The sequence below is a fragment of the Kitasatospora sp. NBC_00315 genome (assembly GCF_041435095.1).
Taxonomy (GTDB): Bacteria; Actinomycetota; Actinomycetes; order Streptomycetales; family Streptomycetaceae; genus Kitasatospora.
The window spans coordinates 5,534,324-5,556,390 of sequence record NZ_CP108025.1; the positions used below are offsets into that span (position 1 = coordinate 5,534,324).

Sequence of the window (22,067 nt, forward strand, 5' to 3'; positions counted from 1 at the left end):
GAACGCGATCGGCACGCCGTAGTCTCGACGGGGGCGGACAGGTGTCCGGAGGCTCTCCTCCTACGCCGGCGCCCCTACCGGAACAAGAATGGTGCACATGGGACGCGGCAGGCTGCGGATCTACCTCGGGGCGGCCCCCGGGGTCGGCAAGACCTACGCCATGCTCGCGGAGGCACACCGGCGGGCGGAGCGCGGCACCGACGTGGTGGTCGGCTTCGTGGAGCACCACGGCCGCCGGCACACCCTGGATCTGGTCGACGGCCTGGAGGTGGTGCCGCGCCGCGAGCAGGCCCACCGGGACACCGTCTTCACCGAGCTGGACCTGGACGCCGTCCTGGCCCGCCGCCCCGACGTGGTGCTGGTCGACGAGCTCGCCCACACCAACGTGCCGGGCTGTCGCAACGCCAAGCGCTGGCAGGACGTCGAGGACCTGCTGGCGGCCGGGATCGACGTGATCTCGACCGTGAACATCCAGCACCTGGAGTCACTCGGCGACGTGGTCGAGGGCATCACCGGGGTCCGCCAGCGGGAGACCCTGCCCGACGACGTGGTCCGCCGCGCCGACCAGATCGAGCTGGTCGACATGTCGCCGCAGGCGCTGCGCCGCCGCCTCGCGCACGGCAACGTGTACGCGCCGGAGAAGATCGACGCCGCGCTCTCCAACTACTTCCGACCGGGCAACCTCACCGCGCTGCGCGAGCTGGCGCTGCTCTGGACGGCCGACCGGGTCGACGAGTACCTGCAGGCCTACCGTGCCGAGCAGGGGATAGAGGGCACCTGGCAGGCCCGCGAGCGGATCGTGGTGGGTCTGACCGGCGGCCCGGAGGGCGCGACGCTGATCCGCCGCGCGGCCCGGATCGCCGCGCGCGGCTCCGGCGGTGAGCTGCTGGCCGTGCACATCACCCGCGCGGACGGCCTGACCGGCTCGGGCTCCCCACAGGCCCTGATCGAGCAGCGGGCCCTGGTGGAGAGCCTCGGCGGGAGTTTCCACACCGTCCTCGGCGACGACGCCCCGGCGGCGCTGCTGGACTTCGCCCGGGGTGTCAACGCCACCCAGGTGGTGCTCGGCACCAGCCGCCGCAAGGCCTGGCAGTACATCTACGGGCCCGGTGTGGGCGCCACCGTCACCCGGGACTCCGGCGACATCGACGTCCACATCGTCACCCACGAGCACGCCGCCAAGGGGCGCGGGCAGCTGCCGATCCGCCGGGTCACCGACCTCGGGCGCCCCCGGACGGTGGCGGGCTGGGTGATCGGCCTGGCCGGGCAGCCGCTGCTCGCGCTGCTGCTCACCCGGTCGCACGGGCTCGGCGCCTCGACCGACATGCTGCTGTTCCTCAGCGTGACGGTCTGCGCGGCCCTGGTGGGCGGGCTCTACCCGGCCATCGCCTCCGCCTTGCTCGGCTCCTCGGTGCTGAACTACTACTTCACGCCGCCGCTGCACACCTTCACCATCTCGGCGCCGCAGAACGTCCTGGCGGTGGGCATCTTCACGGCCGTCGCGATCGCCGTCGCCTCGGTGGTCGACCTGGCCGCGCGGCGCACGCATCAGGCGGCCCGCAGCCAGGCCGAGGCCCGGACGCTCAGCGCCCTCGCGGGCACCGTGCTGCGGGGGGCGCCCAGCGGCGAGGGCGTGCTCACCGCACTGCTGGACCAGGTCCGCGAGACCTTCCAGCAGGATTCGGTGGCCCTGCTGGAGCGGGCCGACGAGCACGCGCCCTGGCGCTGTACGGCGGGCAGCGGCCCCAACCCGCCCGCCCGGCCGGAGCTGGCCGACGTGGACGTACCGGTCGGTGACAACCTGGCCCTGGTCCTCGCCGGACGGGTGCTGCCGGCCCAGGACCGCCGGCTGCTCGGCGCGTTCGCGGCCCAGGCCGCCGTCGTGCTGGAGCGCCGGCGTCTCGCCGGTGAGGCAGCCGCCGCCCGCCGGGAGGCCGAGGGCAACCGGATCCGTACCGCGCTGCTCGCGGCCGTCTCGCACGACCTGCGCACGCCGCTGGCCGGGATCAAGGCCGCCGTCAGCTCACTGCGCTCGGAGGACGTCGAGTGGGACGAGGCGGACGAGGCGGAGCTGCTGGCCGGTATCGAGGACGGCGCCGACCGGCTCGACCATCTGATCAACAACCTGCTCGACATGAGCCGCCTGCAGACCGGCACGGTCACGCCGCTGATCCAGGAGACCGACCTGGACGAGGTGGTGCCGTTCGCCCTCGGCGGGGTGGCGGCGGCCTCCGTGCGGCTGGACGTCCCCGAGTCGCTGCCGATGGTCCACGCGGACGCCGGTCTGCTGGAGCGCTCGCTGGCCAACCTGATCGAGAACGCCGTCAAGTACAGCCCGGAAGGAGTGAAGGTGCTGGTCAAGGCTGATGCGCTGCACCCGGCCGGCGCCCCCGGGCGGGTCGAACTGCGGATCGTCGACCGCGGGCCGGGCGTTCCCGAGGAGGCGAAGGAGCGGATCTTCGCGCCGTTCCAGCGCTACGGGGACGCACCGCGCGGCGCGGGTGTCGGTCTCGGGCTCGCCGTCGCGCGGGGCTTCGTCGAGGCGATGGGCGGCGCCGTCACGGCGGAGGACACCCCGGGCGGTGGCCTCACCATGGTCGTCACACTCCCCGCGGTGGACCTTCCGGCGGTGGATCCCCCTGCCACCGACGCCGAGGCGGCCCGGAGCGAGGCGCTCGGCCCGCGGGGCGGCCCGCTGCCGGCCTCCCGCCCGTGACGACCGCACCGGCCGCAGCACCCGCCGCGCGCACCGCCGCAGTACCCGCCGCACTGACGCACCGACGCAGCACCGCACGGGCGAACCGGAGCCCGCGCGCATGACTTCCACCCCGAAAGGCGGAGCCCGTATGACCCGGGTCCTCGTCGTGGACGACGAACCGCAGATCGTCCGCGCACTGGTGATCAACCTCAAGGCCCGCAAGTACGAGGTCGACGCGGCCCACGACGGCGCGAGCGCCCTGGAGCTGGCCGCCGCGCGGCACCCGGACGTGGTGGTGCTCGATCTCGGGCTGCCGGACATGGACGGCGTCGAGGTGATCAGGGGACTGCGCGGCTGGACCAGGGTCCCGATCATCGTGCTGTCCGCCCGGCACGCCTCCGACGAGAAGGTCGAGGCGCTGGACGCCGGCGCGGACGACTACGTCACCAAGCCGTTCGGCATGGACGAGCTGCTCGCCCGGATGCGTGCCGCCGTGCGCCGGGCCGAGCCGGTGAGCGAGGAGGGCGACTCGACGGTCGTCACCGAGGGGTTCACCGTCGACCTCGCCGCCAAGAAGGTCAACCGGGACGGCACCGACATCCGCCTCACCCCGACCGAGTGGCACCTGCTGGAGGTGCTGGTGCGCAACGCCGGCCGGCTGGTCAGCCAGACCCAGCTGCTGCAGGAGGTCTGGGGCCCGGCCTACCGCACCGAGACCAACTACCTGCGGGTCTATCTCGCCCAGCTGCGTCGCAAACTGGAGGCCGATCCCTCCCACCCGCGCCACTTCATCACCGAACCCGGCATGGGCTACCGCTTCGAGGCGTGAGGGGATGACCTGCGGCCCTGCCGTCCGGGGGCTTCCAACCGGTACCCTTCGGGCATGAGTGGTGACAACAGCAGCGACCAGCCGCAGGGTCGCTTCCGCCGGATGCTCAGCCGGTTGACCTCCTCCACCGAGGAGCTTCAGGCCGAGGAACTGCGGCAGGAGATCGCGGCTGAGTCGGGCTGCACTCCGATCGCCAGGTGCGGGGACCGTGAACTGGTCACCGTGGCCGGCACCCTGCGCACCGTGACGCTCCGCCCCCGGGCCGGCGTGCCGGCGCTGGAGGCGGAACTCTTCGACGGCACCGAGGCCCTCGACGTGGTCTGGCTCGGCCGGCGGTCGATCGCGGGTATAGAACCCGGCCGTCGGCTCGTCGCCAGCGGCCGGATCAGCCACGCACGCGGGCGCCGCGTGCTGTTCAACCCCCGCTACGAGCTGCGTCCGGTAGGACACGGGAGCGAATGAGCGTGAGCAACCTGCCCGGCGGCGACCCCGCCGCCCAGCTCGGCCTGGCCAAGCCGGACCCCCACCTGGAGCAGTCGGTCGAGCAAGCCCTGCGGCCCGAGAGCGCCGAGGAGGCCGCGGCCCGTGAGGCGGCCGCCAGGGAAGCGGCCTCCCGGGAGGCCGCCGACACCGTCATGCAGGCCTTCGGCGGCGTCCGCGGCATGATCGACATGACGCTGCCCGGCCTGGTCTTCATCGTCACGTACAACATCACCCACCAGGTCGCCACCTCGGCCTGGGCCGCCCTCGCCCTGAGCGCCCTGTTCGTGGTCGTCCGGCTCGCCAAGCGGGAGACGATCCAGCACGCCTTCAGCGGCGTGTTCGGGGTCGCGATCGGCGCCTGGATCTCGATGAAGACCGGCAAGGCGGAGAACTTCTACCTCCCCGGCCTGCTCTGGAACGTCGGCTACTGCGTGGGCCTGGCCGTCTCGGCGATGGTCCGCTGGCCGCTGATCGGCGTGATGCTCGGCCCGGTCACCGGCGAGATGTTCACCTGGCGCCACCAGAACCCCGGCCGGCTGGCCGCGTACACCAAGGCCACCTGGGCCTGGGTGGCGGTGATGGGCGTCAAGCCGCTGATCCTCTTCCCGCTGTACTTCACCGGCAACGTGAACCTGCTCGGTTGGCTGAAGGTCGCGCTCGGCATCCCCCCGATGCTGCTGGCGATGTACATCACCTGGCAGATCCTGCTGAAGGCGCCGCCGCCCATCAAGGCGGTCGTCGACGAGGACGAGTAGCAGCCGCGGCGGACGGTAGGACCGTCACGGCGACGAGGAGGGGCCGTACCCGAGCGGGTACGGCCCCTCCTCGTGCGTCCCGCGCGCTACGCGGCGCCGGCGCCGCCCGCCAGCAGCAGGCTCTCCAGCTCCTCCTCGCGCTCCTGCGCGGCCACGAAGAGCAGCTCGTCGCCGCCCTCCAGGGTGTCGTCGCCGCCGGGGACCAGGACCCGGCCCTCGCGGATGATCGTCACCAGCGCGGTGTCGGGCGGCCACGCGACGTCGCCGACCCGGGTGCCGACCAGTTCGGTGTCCGCGGCGAGGGTCAGCTCGACCAGGTTGGCGTTGCCCTGGCTGAAGCGCATCAGCCGGACCAGGTCGCCGACGCTGACGGCCTCCTCGACCAGCGCGGACATCAGGCGCGGCGTCGAGACGGCGACGTCCACGCCCCAGGACTCGTTGAAGAGCCACTCGTTCTTCGGGTTGTTGACCCGGGCGACCACCCGGGGCACGCCGTACTCGGTCTTCGCCAGCAGGGAGACGACCATGTTGACCTTGTCGTCACCGGTGGCGGCGATCACCACGTGGCAGCGCTGCAGCGCGGCCTCGTCCAGCGAGGTGATCTCGCAGGCGTCGGCCAGCAGCCACTCGGCCATCGGCACCCGCTCCACCGAGATGGAGTTCGGGTTCTTGTCGATCAGCAGGACCTCGTGGCCGTTCTCCAGCAGCTCGCCCGCGATCGAGCGGCCGACGGCGCCGGCTCCGGCAATTGCGACCCGCATCAGTGACCATCCTCCTTCGGGCCCTGGGCGAACGCGGCCTCGACCGCGGCCAGGTCCGCACGGCGCAGCGTCACGTTCACCAGGTCGCCCTCCTGGACCACCATCTGCGACGTCGGGAGCACGCCCTCGCCGAGTCGTGTGACAAACGCCACGCGTGCCCCAGAGGCCTCCTCCAGGGCGCTCAGCCGGTGCCCGACCCAGGACGGCGCGTACGCCACCTCGGCCAGCTGCAGGCTGCCGGTCGGGTCCTGCCAGAGCGGCTCGGCGCCGCTCGGCAGCAGCCGGCGCAACATCTGGTCGGCCGTCCACCGGACGGTCGCCACGGTGGGGATGCCCAGGCGCTGGTAGACCTCGGCCCGGCGGGGGTCGTAGATCCGGGCCGCGACGTTCTCCACGCCGAAGTTCTCGCGGGCGACCCGGGCGGCGATGATGTTCGAGTTGTCGCCGCTGCTGACCGCCGCGAAGGCGCCGGCCTCCTCGATGCCGGCTTCCCGCAGGGTGTCCTGGTCGAAGCCGACCCCGGTCACCCGACGGCCGTTGAACCCGGCGCCCAGACGACGGAACGCCGTCGGGTCCTGGTCCACCACGGCCACCGAGTGGCCCTGTTTCTCAAGTGCTCTTGCGAGGGCGGAGCCCACGCGGCCGCAGCCCATGATGACGATGTGCACTGAGCGCTACCTCACCCGGTCCGTTGGGGTCTTGACCTGCGCAAACACCGTTCATCGTCCTTCCGCACCCCGTTCGGGGGGTGACCGTCGTGGTCGGCCTACGCATGACAACTGGAGTGTCGTCGGCGGGGCCCGTCATCCGACACGCTAGCCGGTCTCCCGAACAGAGTCCCGACGAAGGGGGGACATGAGTCGGACTGCGGTGTGAGTACCCCCTACGATTCCTTACCGTGCCTATGCCGACTGACCTTCCGAAACGCATCCTGATCGGGCGTGCCCTGCGGAGCGACAAGCTCGGGGAGACGCTCCTCCCCAAGCGCATCGCGCTGCCCGTGTTCGCCTCGGACGCGCTGTCCTCGGTGGCGTACGCGCCCGAGGAGATCCTGCTCACCCTGTCCCTGGCAGGTGCCTCGGCGATTCACTTCTCGTGGCAGATCGGCGTCGTCGTCGCCATCGTGATGCTCGCGGTGGTCGCCTCGTACCGTCAGAACGTCCACGCCTACCCGAGCGGTGGCGGCGACTACGAGGTCGCCACCGTCAACCACGGCCCCAACTCGGGGCTGGTGGTCGCGAGCGCCCTGCTCGTCGACTACATCCTCACCGTCGCCGTGTCGACCACCTCCGGGGTGGCGAACGTGGTCTCGGCCGTGCCCGCGCTGCGCGGTCACGAGCTCGGGCTGTCGGTGATCCTGGTGATCGTCCTGATGGGCATCAACCTGCGCGGCGTCCGGGAGTCCGGCACCGCCTTCGCCATCCCGACGTACGCCTTCATGGTCGGCGTGATGGGCATGGTCGGCTACGGGCTGATCCGTCACTTCTTCTTCAACACCGACATGCCGGCCGAGAGCGCCGGGTTCCACATCCAGCCGACCCCGGGCAACGAATCGCTGACCGGGTTCGCGCTGGTGTTCCTCCTGCTCAAGGCGTTCTCCTCGGGCTGTGCGGCGCTGACCGGCGTCGAGGCGATCAGCAACGGCGTGCCGGCCTTCCGCAAGCCCAAGAGCAAGAACGCGGCGACCACGCTGCTGATGATGGCGTCCATCGCCGTCGTGATGTTCATGGGCATCATCTACCTGGCCCACCTCACCAACACCAAGATGGCGGAGAACCCGGCCGAGCAGCTGATCGGCGCCCCTGCGGGCTACCACCAGAAGACCGCGCTGGCCCAGATCAGCGAGGCCGTCTTCTCCAACTTCACACCGGGCTTCTACTTCATCGCCGGTGTCACCGGCCTGATCCTGGTGCTGGCCGCCAACACCGCCTTCAACGGCTTCCCGGTGCTCGGCTCGATCCTCGCCCAGGACCGCTACCTGCCGCGCCAGCTGCACACCCGCGGCGATCGCCTGGCCTTCTCCAACGGCATCATCCTGCTGGCGCTCGCCGCGATCCTCTTCATCGTCGCGTTCGACGCGGACCCGACCAGGCTGATCCAGCTGTACATCGTCGGCGTCTTCGTCTCCTTCAACATGAGCCAGTCGGGCATGATCCGGCACTGGACGCGCCTGCTGCGCACCGAGACCGACTCGGCGAAGCGCGCGCACATGCAGCGCAGCCGGGCGATCAACACCTTCGGCCTGGTGATGACCGCGGCCGTGCTGATCGTCGTCCTGGTGACCAAGATCAGCCACGCCTGGATCGCCATCGCCACGATGGTGGTGCTGTTCGTGATGATGAAGGCCATCCGCCGGCACTACGACCGGGTCTCGCGCGAGCTGGTCGCCGCCGAGGAGCCCGACGACGTCGTGCTGCCGACCCGGGTGCACGCCATCGTGCTGGTCTCCAAGCTGCACAAGCCCGCCCTGCGCGCCCTGGCGTACGCCCGGCTGGCCCGCGCGCACACCCTGGAGGCCGTCTCCGTCAACGTCGACCCGGCGGACACCGCCTCGCTGCGCCGGGAGTGGGACGAGCGCGGCATCGAGGTCCCGCTCAAGGTGCTGGACTCGCCGTTCCGCGAGATCACCGGCCCGGTCCTCGACTACGTCAAGAACCTGCGCCGCAGCAGCCCGCGCGACGTCGTCTCGGTCTACATCCCCGAGTACGTCGTGGGCCACTGGTACGAGCACCTGCTGCACAACCAGAGCGCGCTCCGGCTCAAGGGACGCCTGCTCTTCAAGCCCGGCGTGATGGTCACCTCGGTGCCGTGGCAGCTGGAGTCCTCCGAGCGGCGCAAGCCGCAGCGGGCCTGGTCGGCGCCCGGCGCGGTGCGACGCGGCGAGCCCCGGCGGCAGGAGGCCGTAAAGTCGAATGTCTCCGGTACTTCGGCCGGCACCCCGGCCGGTCCCTCCGGCTCCTCCGACGGCCCCGCTGGCGCCAGCAAGGACACCACCAAGTGACCCGCAACACCCCGCCCCGCTCCAACGGCAAGTCGGGCCAGGCCCGTAAGGGTGCCAAGCCCGGTCAGGTGGCCCGGCCGCGCTGGTCCGCCAGGATCGAGCGCCCTGCCGCCACCGACCGCGACGGCTTCACGGCCCAGACCGCGCCGCTGGCGCCGGGTGAGGCTCCCCGGACGGACGAGCCCCGCCCGGCCTCCGCAGGGAGCGGTGCCGGCAAGAGCGGTGCCGGCCGCACCGGTGCCGCCAAGAGCGGTGCTGCCAAGAGCGGTGCCGGCAAGGCCGGAGCGGGCCGGCCGAAGGGTGAGCAGTCGCGCGACGGCAAGCCGGCCGGGCCGCGCAAGCAGACGGTCAAGGCGCCCAAGCTGCTGCGCACGCCCCGGGCGCCCAAGGCCGAGCCGGCCCCCCGGGGCCCGGGCGGCGACCCGCTGGTCGGCGAGCGCTACGAGGTCGAGGTCGGCGCGGTCGCGCACGGCGGCGGCCACTGCGTGGCCCGGTACGAGGGCCGGGTGCTGTTCGTCCGGCACGCGCTGCCGGGGGAGAAGGTGATCGCCCAGGTCACCGAGGGGACCACGAAGTCCCGCTTCCTGCGTGCCGACGCGGTGGAGATCCTGGAGCCCGCCAAGGACCGGATCACCCCGCCCTGCCCGTTCTCCGGCCCCGGCAAGTGCGGCGGCTGCGACTGGCAGCACGTCACCCCCGGCGGCCAGCGCAAGCTCAAGGTCCAGGTGCTCACCGAGCAGCTCGCCAAGCTGGCCGGCCTCACCCCGGTCGAGGCCGGCTGGGACGGCAGCGTCGAGCCGGTCGGCGGCAAGCTCCCGGCGGGCACGGTTCCGCAGTGGCGCAGCCGCGTCCAGTACACGGTCGACCCCGAGACCGACCGGGTCGGCCTGCGCAAGCACCGCTCGCACGACATCCAGCCGATCGACCGCTGCCTGATCGCCGCACCCGGCGTGAGCGAGCTCGGCATCGAGGCGCGGGACTGGCCGGGCGTCGCCTCCGTGGACGCGATCGCCGCCACCGGGTCCTCCGACCGGCAGGTCGTGCTCGTCCCGCGCCCCGGCGCACAGCTGCCGATCGTCGAGCTGGACAAGCCGGTCTCGATCTCCCGGATCGACGAGCACGAGGGCTTCCACCGCGTGCACGGTCGCACCTTCGTCCGTGAGGTGGCGGCCGGCCGCACCTGGCGGGTCAGCAACGGCGGATTCTGGCAGATCCACCCCGAGGCCCCGGACACCCTGGTGGGCGCCGTCCTGGCGGGCCTCGACCCGCAGTACGGCGAGAACGCCCTCGACCTCTACTGCGGCGTGGGCCTCTTCGCGGGCGCGCTCGCCGAGCGGGTCGGCGAGGAGGGCGCGGTGCTCGGCATCGAGTCCTCCAAGCAGGCCGTCGTCGACGCCCGGCACAACCTGGCCGCGCTGGAGAACGTCCGGATCGAGTGCGACAAGGTCGAGAGCCTGCTCCCGCGCACCGGCATCACCAGCACCGACCTGGTCGTCCTGGACCCGCCCCGGGCCGGCGCCGGCCGCGAGACGGTCGCCCACCTGGTCGGCCTGGAGGCGCGCCGCATCGCGTACGTCGCCTGCGACCCGGCCGCGCTCTCCCGCGACCTGGCCTTCTTCCGTGAGGGCGGCTACCGGCCGGTCTCGCTGCGGGCCTTCGACCTGTTCCCGATGACCCACCACTTCGAGTGCGTGGCCATCCTGGAGCCGATCGGCGAGCCGGTCGCGTAACGGGCTGGACGACCTGTACGACGGACGGGCGGTGGGCGGAGGTACTCGCCCGCCGCCCGTCGGCGTTGCGGACGCTGTGGCTACCAGCCGGGGGCGCCCGGGCGGAACGCGTACAGCCCGAGCCCGTGGGCGCCGCCGACGGTGATGCCCCGGCCGTCAGGGGTCCAGGCACAGGCGTGGAGCGGGCCGTCGAGCCGGAGCAGGGCGATCGTCCGGGAGTCGGTGCGGTCCCAGATCCGGGCGGTCCCGTCGTTCCCGGCAGTGGCGAGCCACTGGCCGTCGGGCGAGATCGCGACGGCGTGGACGGTGCCGGTGTGGCCGGTGACGGTACGTCGCAGGGCCGAGGCACCCGGGAGCCACGTCGTGGTGGAACCTGGACGGTGCTCCGGTTGTGTCCGGCTTCAGGAGGTGACCGACGTCGGGGTGTTGGCCCGCGCGGGCGTTCAGGGCCCGGTGCGGGTGTGCGGCGACTGCCTGTCGCCCATGGAGGCTTGGCACGCTGCCGCGGCCGCCGGGATCAGGGCGCGGTGAGCGGCGCCGGGTCGCACCCGGTGGGGTGATCGCACGTCGTACGTCGCGCGGCGTCGGCTCCCGTCGGTGCCCCGGCACGTCTGCGGCACGGTGTCGGGGTCGCGCCCGCCGCGCCCTCAGCACGCCGTGTCCAGCCGATCGCTAAGCGCGCCGGCCGGTGCGGCCGTCGGGCAGTCGCGGCACCGGCCCGGTGCGGCGGCGCGGAAGGCGCGTTCGCAGCCACCGTCGCAGGTCTGCCAGGGCAGCACCGCCCTGCCGGGCGGCAACGCCGGTACGGGGAGCGGCGGTTCGGCGAGGCGGAAGGCCAGGACGCGGGCCGGGCGGGCGCGGAACCGCTCCGGCAGCCCGGCGGTGAGGTGGCCGATGAGCTCCCCGGTGCCGACGCCCCGCGCGAGCCACTCGGCCACGTGCGGGGCGAGTTCGGCGACTTCCCGTGCGGAGAGGATCAGCCGGGGGTCGTGACGGCGCAGCGAGGCCAGGACGAGGACGGCGGCGGGAGGGCCGGGTTCGGCGAATACCCCGGGCGCGGGCGTCGGCCGGGTGGCCGGACCGGAGCTGCGGGCGGGATCCGACGGTCGCACGTCGGGGATGTCCCGGGTCGCCTGCACCTGCACCTGCACCGGCGCAGGCGCCGGTGCAGGTGCAGGTGCCGAGGCGGGTGTGCGGGCGCGTGGTGCGCGGGCTGCGGGCGCCGACCCCGGGGCCGACCGGCCCTGGCGGGGGGCGTCGTACGCGTACGTCCGGGTTCGGATCAGGCCGCCGGACGTCCGTTCGCGGCGGCGTTCCAGATAGCCGGCGGTCTCCAGCTCGCGCAGGGCCCGGGAGATCAGGATCTCGCCCTCGGTGAAGTGCGCGCAGAGCGCGGCGATGCTCACGGGGGCGCCGTCCGGCAGCGAGAGGACGTACGTCGCGACGCCGACCGTGACGGCGCTGCCGCGCCGCTGGGCGAGGGCGTTGGCGATCACGGTGAAGTTGGCGGTGAGGCGGGTGCGGATGTGCTGCACGCCGGAGGTCGGCGCCCCGGTACGGGCGCATGGGTGCGTACTAGACTGCGGCTCAGCCATGGGGAAGTCTGCTTCTTCCTGCTTGGTCAGGCCCTCGTTCGGGATTGCCGTCCCGGCGGGGGCCGTCCTGCTGTCCGGAGCCGTTCGGTCCGGTTCGGTGACTGTCGGGGGGAACCTAACCGTCCGCGCCCGGTCGCCGCAAGCAAGTCACCCTTGTGGGTGACGTGTTGGGAGAAGCGGGGGAGGAGGGTCGGTGGTTCTCTCTCCCAAGTCCTTTCGGGTGGTTTGCCGCGTGGCCCACCGGTGCCCGGTCGGCCGGGCACCGGTGCGACCGTCGCCCGGACAGGGCGCCCCCGACATCAGGACGCTGTCGGCGCTGTCGGCGGTGCCGACGGGTGCTCCACCGGTGCGACTGCCCGACGGGCGTTGTGGTCGCGACCGCGCCGAGCCCTCCCGGGCGCTCGCGGTCAGTGCTTGCCGAGGGTGAAGATCAGGATCATGAAGCCGGCCCAGAGGTGCGTCGCGGCGATGTAGATCACCGCGCGGGTCATCATCTGCTTGCGCCTGCTCTTCTCGTCGGCGGTGGCGTCGCTCATGCGAGAAGCGTCGTGTTCGTGGCGGATCCCGACGGGTCGATCACGGCGTCGGAGTCGGTGCGGAGCTGGTCCAGCAGTCGGCCCTGGTCGGTGATCATGTCGGTCAGGATGCTGCGCGCCGCCCGCAGCAGCTCCGCGACGTCCGGGGTGCTGAGGGCGTAGACCACGGTGTTGCCCTCGCGGGTGGCCGTGACCAGCTGCGTACGGCGCAGAACGGCCAGTTGCTGGGAGAGGCTGGAGGGCTCGATGTCGATCTCGGCGAGCAGTTCGCGGACCGGGCGCGGCCCGTCCTGCAGGAGTTCGAGCACCCGTATCCGGGCCGGGTGGCCCAGGGTGCGGAAGAACTCCGCCTTCGCCTGGTACAGCGGGACCGGCATCGTCAGCTCTCTCCCAGTTCCTCTTCACGGGTGTGCGGCAGGGTGATGCCGTGCTGGGCGGCGAGCCGCAGCAGCGCGGCCACCCGGCCCTGGTAGGCCTGGACCCCGGCGGCGTCTCCCGCGGCCCGGGCCGCGGCCAGCTCGGTGCGCGCCTGGTCGAGCTGCTCGCGCAACTCCTGGTCGAACATCGCCGTCATCGCCGACCTCCACCACCGGCTGACGAGATTCGGCGCCGGTGCTCAACAGGTTCTATGAATGTGAAGAATTCTTCAAGTCGTGCTGCGGGTGACTCCTGGGGTCGTGGTGGCCCCGCGTGGGAGCTCGGGCGGCAGGCGTGTCCGCGCACTGCCCGCTCCCCGCCGCCGATCGCGCGCCGCTCCCCGCTACGGATCGCGCCGCCGCTCCCCGCTACCGATCGCGCGCCGCTCCCCCCTCGCCGCGCCCCTTTTCACCTCGGGGTGCTTCCGTGGCGGCCCACGACGGCCCCGGCCGACCTCCGGGAGCGCCCCGGCGGGGGTGGCTCCCCGTGGGGTCGACCGGCTGCTTCAGCCCTGCGGGCCCGATCCGGGACGGATTCCGGTCGCCCCCCGGCGTGGCCCGCCCGGAAGGGGGGCATGACGGAGGAAGCGGCGCAGTCGCCGGGTTCGAGGGAGGCTGCGGCGCAGGTGGCGGGGGAGCGCACGCGGCGCCGGACGCGCGCCCTTGTTGTGCTAGCAGATCGGCGCTAGCTTGAATTCATGGGTAAGAAGCAGCTGAACGTCCGGGTGGACGCCACCACCGCGGAGATGGCCCGGGAGCGGGCGGAGCAGCAGGGGATCAGCATGAACCAGTACATCGAGAGGCTCGTCCAACAGGACATCGGTGAGGCCGGGCGCCTGTTCGTCGACTCCGCCGCGCAGTTCATGAAGGAGTACGAGACGGCGTTCCTGGCCGAGTTCGGGGAGCGGACCCCGGCCGATCTCCAGGACGTGCGCCGTTGAACCTGGAGATCGACCTCTCGTGGCTGCTCATGACCGCGGAGCAGTACACCCCCGGTGACCCCCAGGTCACCGACTACGGATCGTTGCTCGCCGCGGTCTCCCGACACCAGGCCGAGATCTTCGACATCGCCGTCTATCCGGAGCCCCAGGACCGCGCCGCGGCCCTGATGCACCAGCTGATCAGGGTGCCGGCCCTGGAGCGTACGAACGAGCTGTTCGCCACCGCCGCCGCCTACGCCTACCTGGTGGCCAGCGGCTGCACCGTCGCGACCACCGCCCGTGAGGTGCGCAGCCTCGCCCGCACGATCCGGGAGGGAAAGATCGGGGTCGCCGGAGTGTCCGAGCGGCTCGCCGCCTGGGTCGTGGACGAGGCCGAGGAGGAAGAGGTCAGTGGGGAGGACGACGAGGATTCGGAGTGAGCCGCCGCCGCCCGGGCCCCATCCGGCGCCCGGGCGGTCGGTGGCCACCACCTGTTCCCCGTCGACCAGTCGAGCCGGCACCGGCCCTTCGAGCCGCGCCGACGGGCGATCGCCGGTGCCGGGACGACCGCGCGATCGTCGTTACCGCGCGATCGTCGCTACGGCGCGATCGCCTTACGGCGCGACCGGTGCGGGCTCGGCGATGAGCGCCGTCGCCGTGTCGCGGAAGCCGGCCCGCCGGTAGATCCGCGCGACGTTCTCGTCGGAGGCCGACAGGAACACCGTTCGTACCCCGCGCGCCCGGGCGTGTTCGACCAGCGCCGCCGTGACGGCGAGGCCGAGGCCGTTGCGGCGGGCCGACGGCAGGGTGCCGATGCCCACCAGTTCGCAGACCGCACCGGCTGCCTGGTACTGGCCCGCGCTCAGCGCGGCGCCGTCCGCCACCGCCGCCGCGACGGCGCTCACGCCCGCCGCGATCCGCTGCTCCGCCCGCTCCACCGCCCCGTCGGCGACGCAGAGCCGCACCGCCTGGGCCAGCTCGGCGAGACCGGCCTCGCCGACCTCGGTGCCCGGGTCGTCGAAGGCCAGGTTCGCGACCGCGAGCGCGCCGGCCAGGGCCGGGTCACCGAGGTCGAGGACGCGGACGGCGACGTGCTTCGGCGCCGGCGCCGCGTCGGCCGTCGGCGTCTCGGTGAGGACCAGGAGCGGGTGCTCGTGCACCACCAGCCCGGCGCCCTCCACCGCCGCCCGGAGCTGCGGGGTGACCTCGGCCACCCACTCGAAGCTCTCCGGGAGCCCGAGTTCGCGCTGCCGGGTCAGCACCCGCAGCACGTCGGCCGCGGTGGCTGCGGCGCCCGCCCACCCCGGAGTCGGCCGGGCGTAGTAGGGCCATCCCTGCCCTTCGCGCACGAAGAGGGTGAGCGGGCCGAAGTCCTCGGTACGGGCGCCCTTGCGCGGCACCGCGTCGTAGAACCGTTCCAGTTCGTCCAGCAGGGCCTGCTTGTGGCTGCCGTGGTGGGGGTCGGGATCGAGTGAAGTCACGCCGAGCATCAAAGCAGTGCCGCTCCCGGCGGTGCCACCGCTTTGCGCGGGTACGTGCGGATGCACCCGGCCTCGACGCGTCGAACGGGCGGACCGCCGTTCCAGGCCGGGCATTTCGGGCCTATCGTTGCCGAATGCTTACAGTCCGGGCGATCTTGCGTTGACGGCACGTGGCATCCTGGGGCGTCACCAACTCCGCCGGACCGATCGGCGGACGTCCGGGTGGGGAAATCGGGGATACAGCGATGAGACTTTGCTTCCTGGTGGAGGAGCACTACCGCCACGACGGCATGCCGCTGGACGTCGTCCGGCAACTCACCGCCTGGGGTCACCGGGTGGACGTACTGCGCCCCGGGAACTCGCTCATGGCGGTCTCCGAGGCGGTCCGGGCCGGAAGCCACGACGCCTGGGTGCTCAAGACGGTCTCCGGCGGCCCCGGCCTGACTCTGCTGGAGGCCGCCGCCGCCGTCGGCCTCTCCACGGTCAACGACGCCCGCTCGATTCGGGGGGTCCGGGACAAGGCGCTCGCCTCGGTCATCGCCCGTAACGCCGGCCTGCCAGTCCCGGTGACGTACGCGGCGGCCCGGTGGGAGCGGCTGGCGGAGATACCCGAGTCCGAGTTCCCGCTCGTGGTGAAGCCGGCGGACGGCAGCTCCGGGCGGGCGGTACGGCTCGTCCCGACGCCGGGCCACCTGGCCGAACTCGGCCCCGAGATGGCGGGCGAGGGCCTGCTGATCGCGCAGCCGTACGTGCCCAACTCGGGGACCGACCTCAAGGTGTACGCGGTCGGCGGTGAGCTGTACGCGACGGAGCGGTGCTCGCCCCTGCACCCCGGACGGCCGGTCCGCGAGCGCCAGGTGGCGCTCGGCGGCGAGGTCGCGAGGATAGCGGCCGACATCGGGACGGTCTTCGGGCTCGACCTCTACGGCGTGGACATCCTGCTCGGGCCGGACGGGCCGGTGGTCGTCGACATCAACGACTTCCCGAGCTTCCGCAAGGTGCCGGACGCGGTCGCCCGCGTGGCCCGCGCCGTACTCCAACTCGCGGGCGGGGAGCGGCCCGAGATGCCGTCCCGACTGCCCGCGCCGCACCTGCCGGCCCAGTCGCAGGCGCGCGCCCACGCGGAGGTCGAGGTGATGGCCCAGACCCCGGGGTCGCTCTCGTCGGCCCCGGCCGGGTCGCTCTCGACGGCGGCCGGTGGCGCGTGAGGATCTGCCTGCTCACGCCGGAGCCGGGCCACCCGCTGCTGGCGGCCACCAGCGCACTGCTGACACCCCGGCACCTGGTCGAGTCGCTCGATCCCGCCACGGCCGACCCGCACGCACTGGGACCGGACGCGCTCGCCGACGTCTACCTGCTGAAGTCGCGTACGCCCCGGGCGCTGGCACTGGCCCGGCACCTGGAGGCGCTCGGCGCCCCGGTGATCAACTCGGCGGCGGCCACCGCGCTTCTCCAGGACCGGACGGCCATGGCGCGGACCGCACTCGACGCGGGACTGTCCTTCGCCGCGACCCGTACCGCCGGGTCGATCGCGGAGCTGACCGGCCCGGGCGGACTCACGGCCGCCGACTTCCCGCTGGTGGTCAAGAGCCGGCACAGTCGCCGGCACGACCTGGTCGCCCGCGCCGACGACGCCGGGCAGCTGGCGGCCCTCGCGTCCGGCCGGCCGGACGAACCGGTGGTGGTCCAGCCGTTCGCGGCCAACAGTGGGTGGGACCAGAAGCTCTGGGTCATCGCCGGCCGGGTCTTCGCCGCCCGCCGCCGCTCCGAGCTGGCCGTCGCCGAGCGCGGGCCCGCCCAGCCGCTCACCCCCGGCGATCTGCCCGCCGACCGGATCGACCTGGCCCGCCGGGTCGGCGAGGTCTTCGGCCTCGACGTGTACGGCGTGGACCTGCTGGACGGACCGGGTGAACCGCTGATCGTCGACATCAACGCCTTTCCCGGCATCCGGGGCCAGGCGGGTGCCCCCGAGGCGCTGGCGGCACTGGCGCTCCGGGCCGCCGGCGGCGGTCGGGTGCCGCCGCAGGCCGCGGCCCGACCCGAGCGGTCCGTGGCCTGACGCGCGGCGGCTGGCCGTCCTGTCGTCCTGTCGTCCTGTCGTCCGGTCCGGTCCGGTCCGGGGGTCTGCCGTCTCGTGCGGTCTCCTGCGGTCGGCCTGTGGGGCCGCCGGGGCCTGCGGGGCCTGCGGGGTCTTGGGGGCCCGCCGGGGCCTGCCGGGGCCTGCGCCGTCCGGCCCGTCCGGCCCGTGCGACCGGCCGTCCGGCCTGCGCCGACCGCTGTCCGGCCCGCGCGGGCGGGCGCCGGGACTCGTTAGGCTGGGGCCCACGGCAGGCCGGATCCTCACCTGTCGGCCGCACGGGCGAGAGAAGACGGACGTTGTTGCAGGACATCGAGAGCTACCTGGCCTGCCCGCACTGCGGACGGGAACTGGCGCTCGGCGGGGGCACGCTGCGCTGTCCGGACGGGCACAGCTTCGACCTCGCCAAGCAGGGGTACGTCAGCCTGCTGGCCGGTGACGCCCACACCGGCACCGGCGACACGGCCGACATGGTGGCGGCCCGGTCCGACTTCCTGGCAGCGGGGCACTACCGGCCGATCGCCGAGGCGCTCGCCGCTGCGGCTGCGGCGGTGCGGCCCGACGGCCTGGTCGCCGATCTCGGCGCGGGCACCGGCTACTACCTCGCCCACGTCCTGGACGCGCTGCCCGCCCGCCCCGGCGCCGCCCTCGACATCTCCAAGTTCGCGCTGCGGCGAGCCGCCCGCGCCCATCCCCGGATCGGCGCCGTGGTCTGCGACGCCTGGCGGCCGCTCCCACTGCGGGACGCCTCGGCCGGGTTGATGCTCAATGTCTTCGCGCCCCGCAACGGATCCGAGATCCGCCGCGTGCTGCGCCCCGGGGGGACCCTGCTCCTGGTCTCGCCGACCCCCCGTCACCTGCGAGAACTGGTGGGGGCGCTGGGTCTGCTCTCGGTCGACGAGGACAAGCAGCGCCGGATCGAGGAGAAGCTCGGCCCCCATCTGACGCCCGGTGTGCGGCAGGAGGTGGAGTTCCGGATGCGCCTCTCCGCCGCCGACGTGCGGACGGTCGTGGCGATGGGGCCGAGCGCCTGGCACACCAACCCGGCGCGGCTCGACGCCGCCCTCGCCGGGCTGGCGGATCCGGTTGAGGTGACCGCCTCGGTGACGGTGGCCGCCTACAGCTGATCCCGGGGCCGGTGCCGGGCCGATCCCGTTGCTCAGCTCGGGGCCCGTTACCGGGGCCGTTACCGGGGCCGTCCTCGGGGCTGTCCCCCGGGCCGGGGAGGAGTCGGGCAGCGCCCCGGAGCGGGCGGCGGAGGTGTGGCCGGGGTGTGGGCGACAGGGCCGACCCGTTGGGATGAATCTGCTGAGCAGGCACGTTTCTGCGCGGAGGCCGGAAGCTAGGGTCCCCCGGGTGAACCGCGAAGCCGTCCAGCCCGGTGCCGTCCGTCCCGTCCAGCCGGCGCTCCTCGATCGGAGCCCCGTCCCGTCCTTCGCCCCCTTCGTCGCGGCCGGCGACGGGATCGCGAACCGACCCACCGTCGAGGAACTACGGCTCACCTCCTTCAAGTCCTACCGGCGCACCACGCTCGGACTCTCCCCGCTGACCGTGCTCCACGGCCCGTCCGGTGTCGGCAAGTCGAACGCCCTGGACGCGCTGGCCGTGCTCTCCCGGCTGGCCCTCGGCGAGGAGATCGCCGGCTCCCTGGACGGCATCCCCGGGATGGCCGGCCCGCTCGCGGTGCCCGTCCGGGGCGGGCTGCTCGGCTGTGTACCGCACGGCCGCAACGCGATCATCCTCGGCTGCACGGTGCGCTCCGCCGCCGGGCCGATCCGGCTCGAACTCGTGGTCCGTACGGACGGTCCGGTCCGGGTGGCCCGGGAGTGGCTGACGCTCGACGGCCGGACCCTGGTCGAGACCGGCGAGCAGGACGTGGCCAACCGGAAGATCAACGTCACCTGGCACAACGACACCCGGCAGGGGGACATCCGCGCGCCCTTCCCCAGCACCAGCCTGATCACCACCCAGATCCCGCTGCGGGTGGCGGGCTCCTCGACGGGCGAGCGCAAGGTGCTGGACGCGAGCGAACAACTGCTCACAGCCCTGCGCGAGGTCTTCCCGCTCCATCCCGTGCCGGCCCTGATGCGGGACTGGACCAGGGCGGACCCGCAGGCCCGGCTGCTCCCCTCGGCGGCGAACATCTCGGCGGTGCTGGCCCGGCTCAAGGGCGAGTGCAGCCGCCGGTACGGCCATCTGCTCAAGGCCGTGCAGTCCGCCGCACCGCACCCGCTGCTCCGGCTGGACGTCGCCCGGCGTGGCCCGGAGGCGGACGAACGGCTGCTCGCCGTCTTCGACGAGGGCGTGCTCGGCCGCAGCGGCGCCGACCAGGCCTCGGACGGCATGCTGCGCCATCTCGCCTTCGCCGCCGTCCTGCTCACCGGTGCCGGCGTGCTGGACGTCGACCCGGCCGGCGAGGTGCCCTGGGCACACCGGCAGCTGACCGTGCTCGCGGAGGACATCGGCGCCGGTCTCGGCACCGAGCAGACCGCCTCACTGCTCCGGCTGGCCCGGGACATGTGCGACCGCAGGAACCTGCGGCTGCTGGCCTCGCTCCAGGAGCCGGCTGCGGCCCGGGTGGCGCTCGGCGAGCCGGGGGAGGCGCCCGGGGTGGAGCTGGTCGAGTGTCGGCGTGATCCGGCGTCCGGGCACAGCGTGCTGCGGCCGGAGGCGCCCCGGGTGCCGACGCAGTACGCGCGGGGTGCTGGTGCTGGTGCTGGTGCTGGTGCTGGTGCGGGGTTCGGGCCGGGGGCCGCTCGTGCTGCGGGTGGGGATGCGGGGGCAGGAACCGGGTCAGGAACCGGGCCAGGAGCGGAGGTCGGGGCGGATGCGGCCTCGGCCGCCGTTACGGTAGACCTTGGCTGGTGACCGAACCCATGGCAGAGCCCGACGACCACTCGCTGGAGCGCCTGCAGCAGCGCCTTACGCGCTTCGCCGCGGCGCGTGACTGGCAGCCCTTCCACACGCCGAAGAACCTGGCCGCCGCGCTGAGCGTGGAGGCCGGGGAACTGCTGGAGATCTTCCAGTGGCTGACGCCCGAGGAGGCCGCGGACGTCATGTCCGATCCGGACAGCGCCCATCGCGTACGGGACGAGGCGGCCGACGTGCTGGCCTATCTGCTGCAGTTCTGCTCGGCGGTCGGCGTCGACCCGCTGGCGGCCCTGGCGGCCAAGATCGACCGGAACGAGCTCAGGTTCCCGGTGCCGAAGGGCCCGGGCACGCCGCAGGCCGCCGACTGACGGGCGGTTGCCGGGAGATCGGCGCCGGGGCATCGGGTGCATCAGGCGCGCGTATCAGGCAGCGCGTATCGGGCATCGGGCACTGGGCATCGGGCACTGGGCATCGGGGGGTCCGACCGGCCCGTGATCGGTGTCCGGTCCGTAGGTGAGTCGCCGTCGATTATTTGTGTGATGGTCGGGTCATCGCTCGCAGAGTTATCCACAAGCGGGGGTTGTCCACAGGATTTCCGCCGGTCGCTGCGCGGATCCGCCGGCCGCTGCACGCTTTCGCCGTGACCCGACGTCCGGATGCTCCGGACGGTACGACGCGAGCGAGGGGAGCGGCCACCCATGGACGCGCTGCGACTGATCAGGACCGCCCGGCACGCCCTGGCCGAGGCCAGGGACGTGCCGGACGTGCTGCTGGAGGCCTGGCAGGCCGGGCTGCTCACGGAGGCGGTCGGTGGACGGCTCGCGGATCGCGAGGAGGGGGAGCTGGCCGCCCTCGGCCAGTTGCTCTGCGAGGCAGGGGCACAGGTGGCGAGCTGTCTGGAGCCGTCCCCCGAGAGCTCGGCCGCCCTGGACTGGGGCGGCGTCGGTCGGGCCTCCCGGCTCACCGACCTCGGCGAACTCGACCCGCTGCTGGAGGAGCTGGGCAAGCTGTTGCACGATGCCACCGACACGCTCGTGGTGCTGGCCTGCGGCGCCGACGCGGAGAGCCTCTACTGGACGTGCATCGACGGCGTCGACGCCGGGGCGGAGTGCAAGGACCTGGTCGCCGAGCTGCACCGCGCCGTCCGTAACCCGGAGACCGCGGAGACAACGGCGGTCGGGGTGGCGGGAGTGGCCGGGGTGGCCGGTTCGACGGTGGACGGGCCGGCGGCCGTCGGGAGGAGGGCCGCAGCCGGCCGGGCCGACGGCGCGGACGGAGCCGATGGCCCGGCGGCCACCGCTCCGACCGCTCACGACCGCCCCGTCGGAGCCGGACTCTGTGCCGAGCCGTGTGCCGAGCCCTGCACCGAGCCCTGCGCCGACCTCTGCGCCGAACCGCGTCCCGCAGCACCCCGGGGCGCGGCAGTGCCGGGCAGGCCGGTACTCGTCGTCCCGCTCACGCCGCCGAGCGGCGGCGAGCGCGATCGCGCCTACGGGGCGTCGGTAGCTTCGGCCGTCGGTTCGGCCGTCCGCTCGGCCGTCGGTTCGGAGCGGGGCGGACCGGCGGCCGCCGAGGACTGCAGGGCGGCGCCCATGCCGGCCAGGTCCGTGCTCACGGACGCGAGCAGCTCCTGCATCTGCGCCAGCAGGCCCCGCGGGGTGAGCGGCGCCGTCGCGGTGGCGGGATCGGCCTCGCCGGGACCGTGCGGCGTGGCCGGTGGCTCGGACCATGGTGCTGACATCAGGGGACCTCTTCGGCTCGGTAGTGCGGTGTGATGCGGAGGACGGCTGTGCCGCAGCCCCGATGTCCCAACGACTGCTCTCGGCGGCCGGTCACCGGGCACCACCCGAACCGGTCCATCACCCGGTGCCGGTAAGTCCCACGGGTGATCCCGGTTTGCGGCTCGCCCACCCG

General features: G+C 73.3%; 22 protein-coding genes. 14 read left to right on the forward strand and 8 right to left on the reverse strand.

The annotated features are described in order from the left end of the window. Window positions 1-97 precede the first annotated feature (97 nt). From OG823_RS22965 to OG823_RS22980, 4 genes are all read left to right on the forward strand, one after another. Window positions 98-2,716, forward strand: a complete 2,619-nt coding sequence (locus OG823_RS22965) for an ATP-binding protein (RefSeq protein WP_371481494.1) — start codon at window positions 98-100, stop codon at window positions 2,714-2,716. Window positions 2,717-2,846: 130 nt separating this feature from the next. Further along, complete coding sequence (locus OG823_RS22970) at window positions 2,847-3,527, forward strand: response regulator (RefSeq protein WP_371481495.1); 681 nt, start codon at window positions 2,847-2,849, stop codon at window positions 3,525-3,527. Between the two features lie 54 nt (window positions 3,528-3,581). Then, complete coding sequence (locus OG823_RS22975; protein WP_371481496.1) at window positions 3,582-3,989, forward strand: OB-fold nucleic acid binding domain-containing protein; 408 nt, start codon at window positions 3,582-3,584, stop codon at window positions 3,987-3,989. Then, the gene (locus OG823_RS22980) at window positions 3,986-4,765 is read left to right on the forward strand and encodes a DUF3159 domain-containing protein (protein WP_371481497.1); all 780 of its coding nucleotides are present in this window, start codon (window positions 3,986-3,988) and stop codon (window positions 4,763-4,765) included. Before OG823_RS22975 ends, OG823_RS22980 begins: the two co-directional genes overlap by 4 nt. Window positions 4,766-4,851: 86 nt before the next feature. On the opposite strand, the gene OG823_RS22985 is transcribed toward OG823_RS22980, so the two are convergent. Beyond that, entirely contained in the window at window positions 4,852-5,526 is a 675-nt protein-coding gene (locus tag OG823_RS22985) for a TrkA family potassium uptake protein (RefSeq protein ID WP_371481498.1), read from the reverse strand. After that, window positions 5,526-6,194, reverse strand: a complete 669-nt coding sequence (locus OG823_RS22990) for a TrkA family potassium uptake protein (protein WP_371481499.1) — start codon at window positions 6,192-6,194, stop codon at window positions 5,526-5,528. Before OG823_RS22990 ends, OG823_RS22985 begins: the two co-directional genes overlap by 1 nt. A gap of 236 nt (window positions 6,195-6,430) precedes the next feature. Here OG823_RS22990 and OG823_RS22995 point away from each other — a divergent pair, with 236 nt between their 5' ends. After that, window positions 6,431-8,527: an APC family permease gene (locus tag OG823_RS22995; RefSeq protein ID WP_371484618.1), complete on the forward strand. Its 2,097-nt coding sequence runs from the start codon at window positions 6,431-6,433 to the stop codon at window positions 8,525-8,527. Between the two features lie 365 nt (window positions 8,528-8,892). Further along, window positions 8,893-10,257, forward strand: a complete 1,365-nt coding sequence (locus tag OG823_RS23000; protein WP_371484620.1) for a class I SAM-dependent RNA methyltransferase — start codon at window positions 8,893-8,895, stop codon at window positions 10,255-10,257. An 80-nt stretch (window positions 10,258-10,337) separates the two neighbouring features. On the opposite strand, the gene OG823_RS23005 is transcribed toward OG823_RS23000, so the two are convergent. The 5 genes from OG823_RS23005 to OG823_RS23025 form a co-directional block, all read right to left on the reverse strand. After that, window positions 10,338-10,595, reverse strand: coding sequence for a WD40 repeat domain-containing protein (locus OG823_RS23005; protein ID WP_371484621.1), 258 nt, complete (start codon window positions 10,593-10,595; stop codon window positions 10,338-10,340). Window positions 10,596-10,904: 309 nt separating this feature from the next. Beyond that, a complete protein-coding gene (locus OG823_RS23010) occupies window positions 10,905-11,852 on the reverse strand; it encodes a hypothetical protein (protein WP_371481500.1) in 948 nt (315 codons plus the stop codon). Between the two features lie 407 nt (window positions 11,853-12,259). Further along, a complete protein-coding gene (locus tag OG823_RS23015; protein ID WP_371481501.1) occupies window positions 12,260-12,388 on the reverse strand; it encodes a DUF6126 family protein in 129 nt (42 codons plus the stop codon). Then, window positions 12,385-12,765 (reverse strand): ArsR/SmtB family transcription factor, encoded by a 381-nt coding sequence (locus OG823_RS23020; RefSeq protein ID WP_371481502.1) that lies wholly within the window; start codon window positions 12,763-12,765, stop codon window positions 12,385-12,387. Before OG823_RS23020 ends, OG823_RS23015 begins: the two co-directional genes overlap by 4 nt. A 2-nt stretch (window positions 12,766-12,767) precedes the next feature. Further along, entirely contained in the window at window positions 12,768-12,962 is a 195-nt protein-coding gene (locus OG823_RS23025; protein WP_371481503.1) for a hypothetical protein, read from the reverse strand. 540 nt (window positions 12,963-13,502) lie between these two features. On the opposite strand from OG823_RS23025, the gene OG823_RS23030 reads away from it, so the two are divergent. Further along, the gene (locus OG823_RS23030; RefSeq protein ID WP_371481504.1) at window positions 13,503-13,745 is read left to right on the forward strand and encodes a toxin-antitoxin system HicB family antitoxin; all 243 of its coding nucleotides are present in this window, start codon (window positions 13,503-13,505) and stop codon (window positions 13,743-13,745) included. After that, window positions 13,742-14,164, forward strand: a complete 423-nt coding sequence (locus tag OG823_RS23035; protein ID WP_371481505.1) for a fic family toxin-antitoxin system, toxin component — start codon at window positions 13,742-13,744, stop codon at window positions 14,162-14,164. Before OG823_RS23030 ends, OG823_RS23035 begins: the two co-directional genes overlap by 4 nt. 174 nt (window positions 14,165-14,338) lie before the next feature. Here OG823_RS23035 and OG823_RS23040 read toward each other — a convergent pair whose 3' ends face one another. Then, complete coding sequence (locus OG823_RS23040; protein ID WP_371481506.1) at window positions 14,339-15,205, reverse strand: GNAT family N-acetyltransferase; 867 nt, start codon at window positions 15,203-15,205, stop codon at window positions 14,339-14,341. 245 nt (window positions 15,206-15,450) lie between these two features. Between OG823_RS23040 and OG823_RS23045 the strand changes: the two genes are divergently transcribed. The 6 genes from OG823_RS23045 to OG823_RS23070 all read left to right on the forward strand — a co-directional run bounded on the left by OG823_RS23045 (window position 15,451) and on the right by OG823_RS23070 (window position 21,928). Then, a complete protein-coding gene (locus OG823_RS23045) occupies window positions 15,451-16,413 on the forward strand; it encodes a RimK family alpha-L-glutamate ligase (RefSeq protein ID WP_371481507.1) in 963 nt (320 codons plus the stop codon). Continuing rightward, entirely contained in the window at window positions 16,410-17,264 is an 855-nt protein-coding gene (locus OG823_RS23050) for a RimK family alpha-L-glutamate ligase (protein WP_371481508.1), read from the forward strand. The genes OG823_RS23045 and OG823_RS23050 overlap by 4 nt, the downstream gene beginning before the upstream one ends. 317 nt (window positions 17,265-17,581) lie before the next feature. Then, the gene (locus tag OG823_RS23055) at window positions 17,582-18,409 is read left to right on the forward strand and encodes a putative RNA methyltransferase (protein WP_371481509.1); all 828 of its coding nucleotides are present in this window, start codon (window positions 17,582-17,584) and stop codon (window positions 18,407-18,409) included. A gap of 229 nt (window positions 18,410-18,638) precedes the next feature. Beyond that, window positions 18,639-20,150: an AAA family ATPase gene (locus OG823_RS23060; RefSeq protein WP_371481510.1), complete on the forward strand. Its 1,512-nt coding sequence runs from the start codon at window positions 18,639-18,641 to the stop codon at window positions 20,148-20,150. Window positions 20,151-20,158: 8 nt separating this feature from the next. Further along, window positions 20,159-20,521 (forward strand): nucleotide pyrophosphohydrolase, encoded by a 363-nt coding sequence (locus OG823_RS23065; RefSeq protein WP_371481511.1) that lies wholly within the window; start codon window positions 20,159-20,161, stop codon window positions 20,519-20,521. Between the two features lie 330 nt (window positions 20,522-20,851). Continuing rightward, entirely contained in the window at window positions 20,852-21,928 is a 1,077-nt protein-coding gene (locus OG823_RS23070; RefSeq protein ID WP_371481512.1) for a DUF6099 family protein, read from the forward strand. Window positions 21,929-22,067: the final 139 nt, after the last annotated feature.

Coding starts and splice junctions, on each gene's coding strand:
- OG823_RS22965 (WP_371481494.1), top strand. CDS start 98: ATGGGACGCGGCAGGCTGCGGATCTACCTCGGGGCGGCCCCCGGGGTC.
- OG823_RS22970 (WP_371481495.1), top strand. CDS start 2,847: ATGACCCGGGTCCTCGTCGTGGACGACGAACCGCAGATCGTCCGCGCA.
- OG823_RS22975 (WP_371481496.1), top strand. CDS start 3,582: ATGAGTGGTGACAACAGCAGCGACCAGCCGCAGGGTCGCTTCCGCCGG.
- OG823_RS22980 (WP_371481497.1), top strand. CDS start 3,986: ATGAGCGTGAGCAACCTGCCCGGCGGCGACCCCGCCGCCCAGCTCGGC.
- OG823_RS22985 (WP_371481498.1), bottom strand. CDS start 5,526: ATGCGGGTCGCAATTGCCGGAGCCGGCGCCGTCGGCCGCTCGATCGCG.
- OG823_RS22995 (WP_371484618.1), top strand. CDS start 6,431: ATGCCGACTGACCTTCCGAAACGCATCCTGATCGGGCGTGCCCTGCGG.
- OG823_RS23010 (WP_371481500.1), bottom strand. CDS start 11,852: ATGGCTGAGCCGCAGTCTAGTACGCACCCATGCGCCCGTACCGGGGCG.
- OG823_RS23015 (WP_371481501.1), bottom strand. CDS start 12,388: ATGAGCGACGCCACCGCCGACGAGAAGAGCAGGCGCAAGCAGATGATG.
- OG823_RS23020 (WP_371481502.1), bottom strand. CDS start 12,765: ATGCCGGTCCCGCTGTACCAGGCGAAGGCGGAGTTCTTCCGCACCCTG.
- OG823_RS23025 (WP_371481503.1), bottom strand. CDS start 12,962: ATGACGGCGATGTTCGACCAGGAGTTGCGCGAGCAGCTCGACCAGGCG.
- OG823_RS23030 (WP_371481504.1), top strand. CDS start 13,503: ATGGGTAAGAAGCAGCTGAACGTCCGGGTGGACGCCACCACCGCGGAG.
- OG823_RS23045 (WP_371481507.1), top strand. CDS start 15,451: ATGAGACTTTGCTTCCTGGTGGAGGAGCACTACCGCCACGACGGCATG.
- OG823_RS23065 (WP_371481511.1), top strand. CDS start 20,159: ATGGCAGAGCCCGACGACCACTCGCTGGAGCGCCTGCAGCAGCGCCTT.
- OG823_RS23070 (WP_371481512.1), top strand. CDS start 20,852: ATGGACGCGCTGCGACTGATCAGGACCGCCCGGCACGCCCTGGCCGAG.